Raw genomic sequence first — 11459 nt, 5'->3', positions numbered from 1 at the left:
TCAATGGCTGTGTGCAGCCGAGCCTTTGCCCAGCTCGGACTTCAGGACAAAACTGCCGGCGGCGGCTACCTGGGTACCGGCGGCCAGACCGCTGGTGATTTCCACCTGGCCGCCGTCACGCCGGCCGGTCTGCACCGGGCGCGCCTCGAAACCTTCTTCGCTACGGGCAAACACCACGGTCTGTTCCTCCCAGGTTTGCAATGCGCTTTCCGGTACCACCACGGCAGCCCTGAAGCGCTCGAGGCTGACGGCAACATTGACGAACAGCCCGGGGCGCCAGGCGCCGTTGGGGTTTTCCAGGCTGGCGCGGACAGTGGCGGCGCGATTCTGCTCGCCGAGCAGGTCGCCAACGTAGTTGACCTGGCCCTCGACCCGGGCGCCCAGGTCTGGCGCGCTGACCGTGACGCTGCGACCGGTCACCACCTTGTCCAGGTCGCGCGGGGCAACGGCGAAGGTGGCCCAGACCCGGTTCAGGTCGGACAGGGTGAAGGCGTTACTGGTCGCATCGACCACTTCACCCACGCTCAGGTGCTTTTCCACCACCACCGCATCGAACGGCGCGCGCAATTCATAGCGATTACCGACACCAGCCGGGCCTACGGCGGCCACCTTCTGCCGGGCGTTGGCCATGGCGATCTCGGCCTCCTGCAGCGCCTGGCGGGCCTGCAGGTAGTCCTGCTCGGCGCTGATGCGTTCCTGCCACAACTGTTGCTCGCGCTGGAAGGTCAGACGCGCCAGCTCCAGGCGGCGCTGGGCGGCCTGCTGTTCGCTGCGCAGGTCAGATATCTGCTGGCTGGCAATCACCGCCAGTACCTGGCCACCCTTGACCGCCTGGCCCAGTTCGGCCTGCACCGCCTCGACCACGCCTGGCACACGCGGCACGACATGCGCCGTGCGGTCTTCGTCGAAACGGATCTCGCCCGGGAAGCTGATGGCATTGCCCAGTTCGCCAGGGCCGGCGGTGGCCAGCTGTACACCGGCAGCTTCGATCTGGGCGCGGCTCAGGTGCAGCTTGCCTGGTTGCTCGCCATGGCTTTCGCCGGCCGGTTCTTCGTCATGACCGTGGCTGTCTTCGCCATGGTCGTCGTGAACGGCTTGTGCACTGGAAGCCTGGCCGAGGGTGCTGGTCCAGACCAGGCCCGCGAGGCCGAGTGCGGCAAGCGCAGCGACCAGAACGGCGATCTTGCGTGGATTAGTCATTGTTGCTCCTGCTGTGCGGGTATTTACTGAGGTCGTCGAGGTCGCCATAGATCCGCTCGACCTGCGCCCGCGCATCGGTCGCCGAAGCCAGCGCCTCGAGGTACAGCCCACGCGCCTCGATCAACGTGCGCTGGGCGTCGAGGACATCGAGAAAGGCGAACTTGCCCATTTCGAAGCCGCGGGTGGCGGTGTCTACCGCCTGCTGCGCAGCAGGCAGGATGGTGCGGTCATAGGCCTGCACGTCCTGCATCGCCGTCGCCCACTGCTCGACAGCGTTGCGCGTTTCACTGCGCAGGCGCAGCGCCACGCCATTACGCAGATCCCGCGCCTGGTCGGCCCGGCGGGCTGCAGCCAGCACGTTGCCCTGGTTGCGGTCGAACAACGGCAAGGGCAGCGACAGGCCGACCACATTGACCCGCTCGCGGTCTTCGCGGCTGTACTGGCTACCGAGGCTGACGGTGAGGTCGGGAATACGCAGGGTCTTTTCCGAGCCGAGGGACGCGTCGCCGCGCTCGACCTGGGTAGCAGCCAGGCGCCACTCGACGGTCTGCTCGACCTGGTCGAGCAACGCCTCAACGCTGGGCGCTGCGCCGGGCGACAGGTTGGTCACCTGCAATTGCCCGAAGCTTGCCTGCGGGCTGCCGGTCAACCGTGCCAGGGCCTGGTAGGCCGCGCTGCGCTGGGTGCGCGCGCGGCGCACCGCAGCCTCGGCTTGCGCCTGCTGCACCTGGGCGCGGGTAATTTCCACGGGTGACGCCTGGCCGGCAGCTACCCGCCCCTGCACCACCCGCAGCCCACGCTCGGTCAAAGCCTGCGATTGCTGCGCCAGCGTCACTGCGGTTTGCGCACGCAAGGCGGCGTGGAAAGCCTGCACCACATCGGCACGCAGGCCATTACGTTGGCGTTCCAGGTCCAGCTGGGCAATGGCCTGGCCGGCCTTGGCCACGGCAATGCGCGCGCCACGCTTGCCGCCCAGTTCCAATGGCTGGCTGAGCGTGACAGTGGTGGTGCTGGTGTCGCGGCGAGTGTCCTCCCGCTCCCAGGCCAGTTCCGGGTTGGGGATCAGCCCAGCCTGGCGCCGCTCGCCATCGGCGATACCGATTTCCCGGCCAGCCGCAGCCAGCTCAGGGTTATGGGCAAAGGCGGCGGCCAGCGCCTCGGGCAGGCTCAGGCTCTGGCTGGCCTGGGCGCCGGGGGCGCCCGCCAGCAACAGGCAAAGCATGGCGATCTTGCGCGGGATGGGCACGTAACAGCTCCTCGTCAGCGAACGTTGGCGAGGCACTGTAGAAAGCGCTGCTTATCGGGGCGGTGGCGTGGAAATTACAATTTTGTAATCAATCCTGCGGACACCATGGTTCGATAATCGCCCACTTTTACGGAGCCAGGGCTTGGCTGGATTGACTAAACTAACCAGTCGGTACAAAACTGGATGCATCCAACAACAACAAAGCGATGCTTGTCATGAAGCCTGTCATTCTCGTGCTCAATGGCCCCAACCTGAACATGCTGGGCACCCGGGAGCCTGCCCAGTATGGTTACGAAACCCTTGCCGACCTGGCGCAGGGTTGTGCCGACACAGCCCAGGCCCATGGCCTGGAAATCGAATTCCGCCAAACCAACCATGAAGGCGAACTAATCGACTGGATCCACGCCGCCCGTGGTCGTTGTGCCGGCATCGTGATCAACCCCGGTGCCTGGACCCACACCTCGGTCGCCATCCGCGACGCCTTGGTCGCCGCCGAGCTGCCGGTCATCGAAGTGCATCTGTCCAACGTGCACAAACGCGAACCCTTCCGCCACCTGTCCTTCATATCCTCTGTCGCCGTCGGGGTGATCTGCGGCTTGGGCAGCCACGGCTACCGCATGGCCCTCAGCCATTTCGCCGAAATGCTCCGGGAGCCCACTGCATGAGCCAGCAAGCCATTCTCGCAGGCCTGATCGGCCGTGGCATCCAGCTGTCACGCACCCCGGCCCTGCACGAACACGAAGGCGATGCCCAGGCCCTGCGTTACCTGTACCGACTGATCGATGCCGACCAGCTGCAACTGGACGACAGCGCCCTGCCCGGCCTGCTCGACGCCGCGCAATACACAGGCTTCACCGGGCTCAACATCACCTACCCGTTCAAGCAGGCAATCCTGCCACTGCTCGACGAACTGTCGGAAGAAGCCCGCGGCATCGGCGCAGTGAACACAGTGGTACTCAAGGATGGCAAGCGGGTTGGCCACAACACCGACTGCCTAGGCTTCGCCGAAGGCTTGCGCCGTGGCCTGCCCGATGTGGCGCGGCGCCAGGTGGTACAGATGGGTGCCGGTGGCGCAGGTTCGGCCGTGGCCCATGCCCTGCTGGGAGAAGGCGTCGAGCGGCTGGTGCTGTTCGAGGTGGACGCGGCCCGCGGGCAGGCCTTGGTGGACAACCTGAATACCCACTTCGGTGCGGGCCGCGCCGTGGTTGGCAGCGACCTGGCTACAGCACTGGCCGAGGCGGACGGCCTGGTCAACACCACGCCGGTGGGCATGGCCAAACTGCCTGGTACACCGCTACCGATAGAGCTGCTGCATGCGCGCCTATGGGTGGCGGAGATCATCTACTTCCCGCTGGAAACCGAACTGCTGCGCGCGGCCCGGGCACTGGGCTGCCGCACGCTGGATGGCAGCAACATGGCGGTGTTTCAGGCGGTGAAAGCGTTCGAGTTGTTCAGCGGACGGCAGGCGGATGCGGCGCGGATGCAGGCGCATTTCGCCAGCTTTACCTGAACGCACAGCCTTGCGCTGCACCGGTGGCAGCGGCCTTGCTTGACACAAGGCCGCTGCCACAGTCGCTACAGGCCACTCACTGCTTCTCATCCAGCAACGCCTGTATCACCTGCTCCTGCCCGGCGTAATCGCCCTCGCCAAAATGCACATGGCGCACCTGGCCCTTGCGGTCGACAAAGTAGTGCGCCGGCCAGAACTGGTTGCCCCAGGCGTTCCACACCTTGTAGTCGTTGTCGACGGCCACCGGGTAAGCAATCCCCAGCCTGGCCACCTTGTCACGCAAGGTGCCGACATCGTGCTCGTAGTCGTACTCCGGGGTGTGCACGCCGACCACCACCAGGCCCTGGTCGGCATAGCGCCGTGCCCACTCGTTCACATGCGGCAGGCTGCGCTGGCAGTTGCTGCAGTCCCAGGTCCAGAAGTCCACCAGCACCACCTTGCCCTTCAGCGCCGGTGCATCCAACGGCGCCGAATTGAGCCACTGGCTGGCCCCCGACAGCGACGGCATGGTGCCGTAACTGTCACGGGCCATCAGGTGCCCGGCCAGGCCAAGGCCGGTCAGGGCCAGGGCGATACCGCCCACCTTCAGCATCAGGCGGCGATCAATTTTCATGGCAACCGCCAGTGGCGTAGCTGCGGTACTGCACGCTTTGCAGCTGGCCCTTGGAGTCGAGGTAGTCCATGCGGGTGTTCACCAGGCCGCAGGCGTTGCTCTGGTCATCCTGCACCGACAACACTTTCTGGACATCCAGGTGGTCGCCGTAGCGGTACTGCATCACGGCAGCGTCGTCCATCGGTGCGCTGGCAGCGTGGGCGGCCAGAGTGCCGAAGCTGAGCACGGCGAACAGGCTGGCGCTGGCGAAGGTCTTGAAGTTCATGGCATCTCTCCTGTGTGACGCTTTGGGGGTGGGGAGTGCTGCTCCCCGGTCGAGAGCCATTTCACGCCCGCCAGGTATCCCGTATGTGTCACCCAGCGTTGTGATCTGCTTCCTCCTGTATCGGCCCACGGGCCAGATACACTGCAATACAAAACCCCGCAGGCAAGCGCGCAGGCGCTCGGTACACTGCGCCCATACCCTTTGCACAGGAACGCAGCGCATGGAACACGTCGATCACATCCTGATCGTCGACGACGACCGCGAAATTCGCGAACTGGTCGGCAACTACCTGAAGAAGAACGGCCTGCGCACCAGCATCGTCGCCGACGGCCGGCAGATGCGCGCCTTTCTCGAAGCCAACAGTGTCGACCTGATCGTGCTCGACATCATGATGCCCGGTGACGACGGCCTGTTGCTGTGCCGCGAGCTGCGCGCCGGCAAGCATCGCAACACGCCGGTGCTGATGCTGACCGCACGCAACGACGAGACCGACCGCATCATCGGCCTGGAAATGGGTGCCGACGATTACCTGACCAAGCCGTTCTCGGCCCGCGAGCTGCTCGCACGCATCAATGCCGTGCTGCGCCGTACACGCATGCTGCCGCCCAACCTGACCATCAGCGAAAGCAGCCGGCTGCTGGGCTTCGGCCAATGGCGCCTGGACACTACCGCGCGCCACCTGCTCGACAGCGAAGGCACCCTGGTGGCCCTGAGCGGCGCCGAATACCGCCTGCTGCGGGTGTTTCTCGACCACCCGCAGCGAGTGCTCAGCCGTGAGCAGCTGCTCAACCTGACCCAAGGCCGCGAGGCCGACATTTTCGACCGCTCCATCGACCTGCTGGTCAGCCGCCTGCGCCAGCGCCTGGGCGACGACGCGCGCGAACCCAGCTGCATCAAGACCGTGCGCAGCGAGGGCTATGTATTCTCGCTGCCGGTGCAACTGCTCGAGTCGCCGTCATGAAGTGGCCACGCACCCTCGCCTCGCGCCTGGCGCTGATCTTCTTCACCGGCCTGGTCCTGGCCTATGGCCTGTCGTTCGGCCTGCAGGCCTACGAGCGCTATATCAGCAGCCGCTCGATGATGCTCAGCACCCTGGAACAGGACGTGGCCACCTCGGTAGCCATCCTCGATCGCCTGCCCGCAGCTGAACGCGCCGCCTGGTTGCCGCGCCTGGAGCGGCGTACCTACCGCTACCGTCTGGACCAGGGCCTGGCGGGCGAAGCGATGCCCAGCAGCGACCCACCCATGGCCGCCGATTCGATCGTCAAGGCTATCGGCAGCGACTACCGCCTGACCTTCCAGGAAATACCCGGGCCGAACGTGCACTTCCAGGCGCACCTGAGCCTGGCCGACGGTGCGCCGCTGACCATCGATGTGACCCCGTCACCGGTGCCGGTGGCCCGCTGGCTACCGGTGGTGTTGCTGATCCAGTTGGCCGTCTTGTTGCTGTGCACCTGGCTGGCCGTGCGCCTGGCAATCGGCCCGCTGACCCGCCTGGCCCAAGCGGTGGACAACCTCGACCCGGACAAGCCCGGTGTACAACTGGACGAGAGCGGCCCACGCGAGGTGCGCTACGCCGCGGTAGCCTTCAACGCCCTGCAAGCGCGGATCGCCGCCTACCTGAAAGAACGCATGCAGTTGCTGGCGGCAATATCGCATGACCTGCAAACACCGATCACACGCATGAAGCTGCGGGTCGAGGTGATGGACGACGGGCTGGAAAAGGACAAGCTGTGGAATGACCTGGGCGAAATGGAACACCTGGTGCGTGAAGGCGTGGCCTATGCCCGAAGCATGGACACCAGTACCGAGCCTCCGTGCCGGGTCAACCTCGATGCCTTTCTCGACAGCCTGGTGTTCGACTATCAGGACAGCGGTGCCCAGGTCGAGCGCCGCGGCAGCAGCGGCAGCCTGCTGCAGACCCGGCCGCATGCCCTGCGCCGCGTGCTGGTGAATCTGGTAGACAACGCCCTCAAGTTCGCCGGGGCTGCCGAGCTGGAAATAGCCAGGGAGGGCGACACGACAGTCATCCGCGTACTCGACAACGGGCCGGGCATACCCGCTGGCGAGCTGGATGAAGTGCTCAAGCCATTCTACCGCGTGGAGGGTTCGCGCAACCGTAGCACCGGTGGCACCGGGTTGGGCCTGGCGATTGCCCACCAGTTGATCCAGGCAATGGGCGGCCGGCTGACACTGAGCAACCGCACGAGCGGCGGGTTGTGCGCGCAGATCGAACTGCAATGACAGCTTTTGCAGGTGCGGCCCTGTCGCGACGCAAGGCCGCTGCTACCAAAAGCGGGCCTTGCCTCTACAGACAGATACACAACCCTACTTCCGCCGACACACTGCAGATACCCCGCTCCAACACACTCCCGTGCACCACCACATTGCGGGAGCCCCCTGATGAAACCCCTGACGCTACCCTCCGGCTGGAAGCTGTTCGCTGTCCTCGCCGGCCTGACCCTGGCGATGACCGCCGTGGTCCTGGCCAGCGAACCTGACCCCGACGGCCTGCGCAGCGCCATCCGCGCCACCGCGCGCAGTTCGTTCGCGCTGTTCCTGCTGGCGTTCCTCGCCTCTTCCCTGGTGACCTTGCTGCCAGGCACCCACAGCCGCCGCGTCCTCCAGGAACGGCGCTACCTGGGGTTGGCATTCGCCTTCTCCCATACCGTGCACGGCGTGCTGATCTACCGCTATGCCCAGCAGTTCCCCGAATTGTTCTGGGCCAACCGCACGCTCACGTCCAGCCTGCCCGGCACCGTCGGCTACCTGTTCTTGCTGCTGCTCACCGTCACTTCGTTCAAGGCCCCCATGCGCCTGCTGGGTGGCCGTGCCTGGCGGGCCCTGCACAGTACCGGCATGTGGGTACTGGCGGCTGTGTTCTGCCTGTCGTTCTACAAACGCATCCCCATGGGGGGCTGGTACCCGCTGGCGTTCGCCCTGATGTTCAGCGCCATCGCCATGAAACTCACCGCCAAGCTGGCCCGCCAGCAACGCCGTAACGCCCACGCCCTTTCCTGAGGAGAACACCGCATGACCACCTTGACTCGCACCCTGGGCACTTTTGACCGTTTCGGCGCCTGGGGCGCCGACCTGCCGTTGCGACTGTTCCTGGCCTGGGAGTTTTTCGAATCTGGCTGGGAGAAATTCAATGGCAGCAACTGGTTCGCTGATTTGCAAGCGAACTTCCCGTTCCCCTTCAACCGGCTGCCCGCGGAGCTGAACTGGCAGCTGTCGATGTGGGCGGAACTGATCCTGCCGTTGCTGCTGTTGCTAGGCCTGGGTACCCGGCTGGCATCGGCGGGGTTGATCGTGGTAACGGTGGTGGCGATTGCCGCAGTGCATTGGCCAGCGCACTGGTCTAGTCTGGCCGAGCTGGCCCAGGGTTATGCCATTACCGACCAGGGTTTTGGCAATTTCAAATTGCCGCTGATCTACCTGGTGGCATTGCTGCCACTGCTGCTCAAGGGGGCTGGGCGATTGAGCCTGGACCATTGGCTCAGAGGGCGGCTCTGCAGGTGAGCAGCCGAGGGCTGCTTTGCAGCCCATCGCCGGCACGCCGACAGCGATAGCACATGGCTTGAGGGCAATGCTGTCCAGGTGGGAGCTGGCTTGCAAGAGCAAGGGGCGCAACGCGCCCCCACCTCACATCAACATGTCCCGATAATGACCCCTTGCTCGCGCAGCCCTTCCAGCAATGCCAACCCCTGCTGCACATCCCCGCCCAACGCCTCCAGCCGCGCCCGCCCACTGCCCTGCTCCAGCGCCAGCAACCGATACGCCAGCGGTGCCAGGCGCGCGAAGCGCACCTGCAACTGCGCATCGCGATACACCAGCAACAGGGTCGGCGCCTCAGGCGCAGCCACAGGCTGGTAATCCGCACCGATCCGCTCCACTGGCCAACGATAAGCCAACACCCGCGCCACACATGACAACAGCGGTTCTCCTTCGAGCAAGTCGCCCACCGGATCGTGAGCCGGGTCCTCGGCATCACTCAGGTACAGCTGCGCCTCGATCCACTCATAGTGCGCCAGTTCCAGCTGCCAGGGCGCATCCAGTTCGACCCCTTGCAGATAATCGACAAAGGCCTCGGCGAGTTCGGTGAACAACGGCGTATGGCTGCGATAGTTGGCATAGAAGTCCCGCACCCGGGCGTGCCAACGCTGTTCACCCAATGCCTGGCGCATCACGGGGAAACTGCCGCCGAGCAGGCCTTCGATAGCACCATAGAACAACTCACGGTAAACCCTCAGCCGCCGCGCCTCCACGCCGGGTGGCGGGGCATGGCGCTGAGGATCGCGCAGGTGGCGGGCCAGGGTGTACTGCTGTTCGCGCAAGGTCTCATTCATTGGCTTGCCCCTCCGCCCCACGCTGCACCGTGCGGATGCGCGCCGTCTCGGCGAGCAGTTCGGCCAGCGGTGGGTAGTTGAAATCACGCTCGAGCACGGTCGGCTGCACGCCAAAGCGCGCACAGGCATGCGCGAACAGCGCCCAGACATCTTCCTTCACCGCGGCCCCATGGGTGTCGACCTTGAGGTCTGGTGCTTCGTCGTAATGACCCGCGATGTGCATGCCGGTCACCCGTGCCTGGGGCAAACCTGCAAGAAAGGCCCGGGCGTCGTAGCCATGGTTGCAGGCGTTGACGAAGACATTGTTGACGTCCAGCAGCAGGTCGCAGTCGGCCTCCTCGATCACCGCACGGATGAAATCGAGTTCGCTCATCGCCTGGTATGGCGCGGCGTAGTAACTGATGTTCTCGACCGCAATGCGCCGCTCCAGGTGCTCTTGGGCCTGGCGTATGCGCGCGGCCACATGGCGTACCGCTTCGTCGGTGAACGGGATGGGCATCAAGTCATACAAGTGCCCGTCATCGCTGCAGTAGCTCAGGTGCTCGCTGTACAAGCGCACCTGGTAGCGATCGAGAAACTGCCGGGTCTGGTCCAGGAAAACGCGATCCAGCGGCGCGCTGCCCCCCAGCGACAACGACAGCCCGTGGCAGGCAATGCTAAAACGCTCGGCCAACTGAGCCAGGCCTTTGCCGTAGGCACCACCCACGGCGATCCAGTTTTCCGGCGCACATTCAAGAAAGTCCACCGCGCCAGAATCCATGGCCAACAGCTCCGGCAACAGCCCGCGGCGCAGGCCTAGCCCTGCCTGCAAGGACCGATGAGACGATGATGCAAGGTGCATAACGGTTCTCCAACAGGCACAACGCCCCACCTGACCAGCAGGGGGGCGTTGCGCGTGACATGGGATTGACAGTCAGGGCTTGCCGGTCAGATGGCTGAACAGCCCTTCAGGCATGCTTTTGCCGTTGGCCTGGTAGATCGCCTTGAGGTGATCCGCAGCTTCCTGTTCGGAAATGAAGCCATCATGGTTGCGGTCGATCTTGTCGAAATCGCCAGCACGGTCCTTGGCCACGACCAGGAACTCATCGCGCGAGACCTTGCCATCGTGGTTGCTGTCGGTCCTGGCGAACGACGCGTCACCACACTTGCCTTCGCCGCACTTGCCTTCAGCCCCGGCCTTGGCGCTGGCACCGCACTTGCCCTCACCGCACTTGCCTTCACTCTGGGTGGCCTTGCCGCTGCCGCCGCACTTGCCTTCACCGCATTTGCCTTCGCCAGGCACCTTGGCTGACGCCAGCTGGTAACCCTGAGCCAACGGCTCGACGGCAAACGCACTGCTAGCCAATGCCATGCTGCCGATCAGCGCAGCGCCGAACAGGCCGAGGGTGTTTCGTACTTGAGTCATGGTGTCGCTCCACTGTAGTAGGAATGTGGAGCCATTAGGCCGTTGCGGTATGTCGTGGATGTATCCCGCAGGCTGCGGTTTTGTATGGCAGTAGGTCGGCCGCGCGGCCAGATACAGTGTGATACACCAAGGCCCGACGCTACGTCAGGCGCTGGTGCAGGGTCAGTCTTCCAGTGGCTTGGGCGGGGCTGCCGGTTTGGCCGGCTTGCCCGGTTTGCTGTCCTTGGCCTTCGCTTCCGGTGCTGCCGCGACAGGCTCAGGCGCCGTCACGGCCTTTTCGCTGGCAGGCAGTTCATCGACCGCCTTGAAGATCACTTTCGGGTCAAGAGCCTCGCCGCTGTCGTCATCCTTGAGCATGTGCCGCTCACCGTCCTTGCCCACCAGGATCACCTTGGTACCCTTGCCCGCACCCAGTTTCAGCTCACGGATCAAGGCCATGGTGGTCTGCTGCTCGAGGTTCTTGTCCTCACGCTTGCCCATCATCTGCGCCACGCTGTAAAGGACCAGGCCGCGCTCTTTGAACGCCGCTTGTATCGCCGGGTCCTCGAGCGCCTTGTTGAGCCCGCGCAAGGTCGGGTCGGCGCTGCTCGGGGCAATAACCACCAATGGCCTGGCCTTGCCCAGTTCCTTGGCCAATGGCGCGTCGCTGTCGGCAGCCAGCAGTGGGCCAGCGACAGCGAGCAAAGTGGCGAGTGTCAGTGACCGGACGAGCATGTGCATCTCCTTGTTCTTTCGATAAACCAAAGACTGCGGATCAGGGAGAAAGATCCGGCGTGCAAGCCTAAACCAGCTGTGCCCGAATGCGCCTGGGCTAAAGGTAACAGCCAATGTCCACGGCTGACGCGTCAATTGCCTACAGTCCCAAGCGCTA

14 protein-coding genes are annotated in these 11459 nt (G+C 64.7%); 6 read left to right on the top strand and 8 right to left on the bottom strand.

All coding sequences use genetic code 11. The annotated features are described in order from the left end of the window. On the bottom strand, positions 1 to 1200 hold the full coding sequence (locus QSV36_RS12650; protein WP_289131984.1) for an efflux RND transporter periplasmic adaptor subunit: 1200 nt from the start codon (positions 1198 to 1200) through the stop codon (positions 1 to 3). Further along, positions 1193 to 2446, bottom strand: coding sequence for a TolC family protein (locus QSV36_RS12645; RefSeq protein WP_289131982.1), 1254 nt, complete (start codon positions 2444 to 2446; stop codon positions 1193 to 1195). Before QSV36_RS12645 ends, QSV36_RS12650 begins: the two co-directional genes overlap by 8 nt. 215 nt (positions 2447 to 2661) lie before the next feature. On the opposite strand from QSV36_RS12645, the gene aroQ reads away from it, so the two are divergent. Together aroQ and QSV36_RS12635 are read left to right on the top strand one after the other, a co-directional pair. Beyond that, a complete protein-coding gene (gene aroQ / locus QSV36_RS12640; RefSeq protein WP_289131981.1) occupies positions 2662 to 3111 on the top strand; it encodes a type II 3-dehydroquinate dehydratase in 450 nt (149 codons plus the stop codon). After that, positions 3108 to 3956, top strand: coding sequence for a shikimate dehydrogenase (locus tag QSV36_RS12635; protein ID WP_289131980.1), 849 nt, complete (start codon positions 3108 to 3110; stop codon positions 3954 to 3956). The genes aroQ and QSV36_RS12635 overlap by 4 nt, the downstream gene beginning before the upstream one ends. A 76-nt stretch (positions 3957 to 4032) precedes the next feature. On the opposite strand, the gene QSV36_RS12630 is transcribed toward QSV36_RS12635, so the two are convergent. Then, positions 4033 to 4548, bottom strand: a complete 516-nt coding sequence (locus tag QSV36_RS12630) for a thioredoxin family protein (RefSeq protein WP_289132095.1) — start codon at positions 4546 to 4548, stop codon at positions 4033 to 4035. 10 nt (positions 4549 to 4558) lie between these two features. After that, positions 4559 to 4834 carry a DUF2790 domain-containing protein gene (locus QSV36_RS12625; protein WP_289131978.1) on the bottom strand — a complete coding sequence of 92 codons (276 nt, stop codon included), beginning with the start codon at positions 4832 to 4834 and terminating at the stop codon, positions 4559 to 4561. Positions 4835 to 5054: 220 nt separating this feature from the next. On the opposite strand from QSV36_RS12625, the gene QSV36_RS12620 reads away from it, so the two are divergent. The 4 genes from QSV36_RS12620 to QSV36_RS12605 all read left to right on the top strand — a co-directional run bounded on the left by QSV36_RS12620 (position 5055) and on the right by QSV36_RS12605 (position 8356). Continuing rightward, positions 5055 to 5795, top strand: a complete 741-nt coding sequence (locus QSV36_RS12620) for a response regulator (protein WP_003250463.1) — start codon at positions 5055 to 5057, stop codon at positions 5793 to 5795. Then, complete coding sequence (locus QSV36_RS12615; RefSeq protein ID WP_289131976.1) at positions 5792 to 7078, top strand: sensor histidine kinase; 1287 nt, start codon at positions 5792 to 5794, stop codon at positions 7076 to 7078. Before QSV36_RS12620 ends, QSV36_RS12615 begins: the two co-directional genes overlap by 4 nt. Before the next feature lie 159 nt (positions 7079 to 7237). Beyond that, positions 7238 to 7855 carry a ferric reductase-like transmembrane domain-containing protein gene (locus QSV36_RS12610; protein WP_289131975.1) on the top strand — a complete coding sequence of 206 codons (618 nt, stop codon included), beginning with the start codon at positions 7238 to 7240 and terminating at the stop codon, positions 7853 to 7855. Between the two features lie 12 nt (positions 7856 to 7867). Further along, the gene (locus tag QSV36_RS12605; RefSeq protein ID WP_289131973.1) at positions 7868 to 8356 is read left to right on the top strand and encodes an HvfX family Cu-binding RiPP maturation protein; all 489 of its coding nucleotides are present in this window, start codon (positions 7868 to 7870) and stop codon (positions 8354 to 8356) included. Positions 8357 to 8484: 128 nt separating this feature from the next. On the opposite strand, the gene QSV36_RS12600 is transcribed toward QSV36_RS12605, so the two are convergent. From QSV36_RS12600 to QSV36_RS12585, 4 genes are all read right to left on the bottom strand, one after another. Then, complete coding sequence (locus QSV36_RS12600) at positions 8485 to 9183, bottom strand: HvfC family RiPP maturation protein (RefSeq protein WP_289131972.1); 699 nt, start codon at positions 9181 to 9183, stop codon at positions 8485 to 8487. Continuing rightward, on the bottom strand, positions 9176 to 10024 hold the full coding sequence (locus QSV36_RS12595; RefSeq protein ID WP_289131970.1) for an HvfB family MNIO-type RiPP peptide maturase: 849 nt from the start codon (positions 10022 to 10024) through the stop codon (positions 9176 to 9178). Before QSV36_RS12595 ends, QSV36_RS12600 begins: the two co-directional genes overlap by 8 nt. Positions 10025 to 10096: 72 nt before the next feature. Beyond that, entirely contained in the window at positions 10097 to 10588 is a 492-nt protein-coding gene (locus QSV36_RS12590; RefSeq protein ID WP_289131968.1) for an HvfA family oxazolone/thioamide-modified RiPP metallophore, read from the bottom strand. A gap of 162 nt (positions 10589 to 10750) precedes the next feature. After that, positions 10751 to 11302 carry a DUF4174 domain-containing protein gene (locus QSV36_RS12585; protein WP_289131967.1) on the bottom strand — a complete coding sequence of 184 codons (552 nt, stop codon included), beginning with the start codon at positions 11300 to 11302 and terminating at the stop codon, positions 10751 to 10753. Between the last annotated feature and the right edge of the window lie 157 nt (positions 11303 to 11459).

The organism is Pseudomonas sp. BCRC 81390 (genome assembly GCF_030341915.1).
Lineage (GTDB): Bacteria > Pseudomonadota > Gammaproteobacteria > Pseudomonadales > Pseudomonadaceae > Aquipseudomonas.
The sequence above is the reverse complement of the archived record's forward strand: the minus strand, read 5'-3'. Positions and strand labels throughout refer to the sequence as shown.

Bases quoted from the DNA above. Each gene is read 5' to 3' on its own strand.
- QSV36_RS12650 (WP_289131984.1), bottom strand. From the start codon at position 1,200: ATGACTAATCCACGCAAGATCGCCGTTCTGGTCGCTGCGCTTGCCGCA.
- aroQ (WP_289131981.1), top strand. From the start codon at position 2,662: ATGAAGCCTGTCATTCTCGTGCTCAATGGCCCCAACCTGAACATGCTG.
- QSV36_RS12635 (WP_289131980.1), top strand. From the start codon at position 3,108: ATGAGCCAGCAAGCCATTCTCGCAGGCCTGATCGGCCGTGGCATCCAG.
- QSV36_RS12630 (WP_289132095.1), bottom strand. From the start codon at position 4,548: ATGCTGAAGGTGGGCGGTATCGCCCTGGCCCTGACCGGCCTTGGCCTG.
- QSV36_RS12625 (WP_289131978.1), bottom strand. From the start codon at position 4,834: ATGAACTTCAAGACCTTCGCCAGCGCCAGCCTGTTCGCCGTGCTCAGC.
- QSV36_RS12620 (WP_003250463.1), top strand. From the start codon at position 5,055: ATGGAACACGTCGATCACATCCTGATCGTCGACGACGACCGCGAAATT.
- QSV36_RS12615 (WP_289131976.1), top strand. From the start codon at position 5,792: ATGAAGTGGCCACGCACCCTCGCCTCGCGCCTGGCGCTGATCTTCTTC.
- QSV36_RS12610 (WP_289131975.1), top strand. From the start codon at position 7,238: ATGAAACCCCTGACGCTACCCTCCGGCTGGAAGCTGTTCGCTGTCCTC.
- QSV36_RS12605 (WP_289131973.1), top strand. From the start codon at position 7,868: ATGACCACCTTGACTCGCACCCTGGGCACTTTTGACCGTTTCGGCGCC.
- QSV36_RS12600 (WP_289131972.1), bottom strand. From the start codon at position 9,183: ATGAATGAGACCTTGCGCGAACAGCAGTACACCCTGGCCCGCCACCTG.
- QSV36_RS12595 (WP_289131970.1), bottom strand. From the start codon at position 10,024: ATGCACCTTGCATCATCGTCTCATCGGTCCTTGCAGGCAGGGCTAGGC.
- QSV36_RS12590 (WP_289131968.1), bottom strand. From the start codon at position 10,588: ATGACTCAAGTACGAAACACCCTCGGCCTGTTCGGCGCTGCGCTGATC.
- QSV36_RS12585 (WP_289131967.1), bottom strand. From the start codon at position 11,302: ATGCTCGTCCGGTCACTGACACTCGCCACTTTGCTCGCTGTCGCTGGC.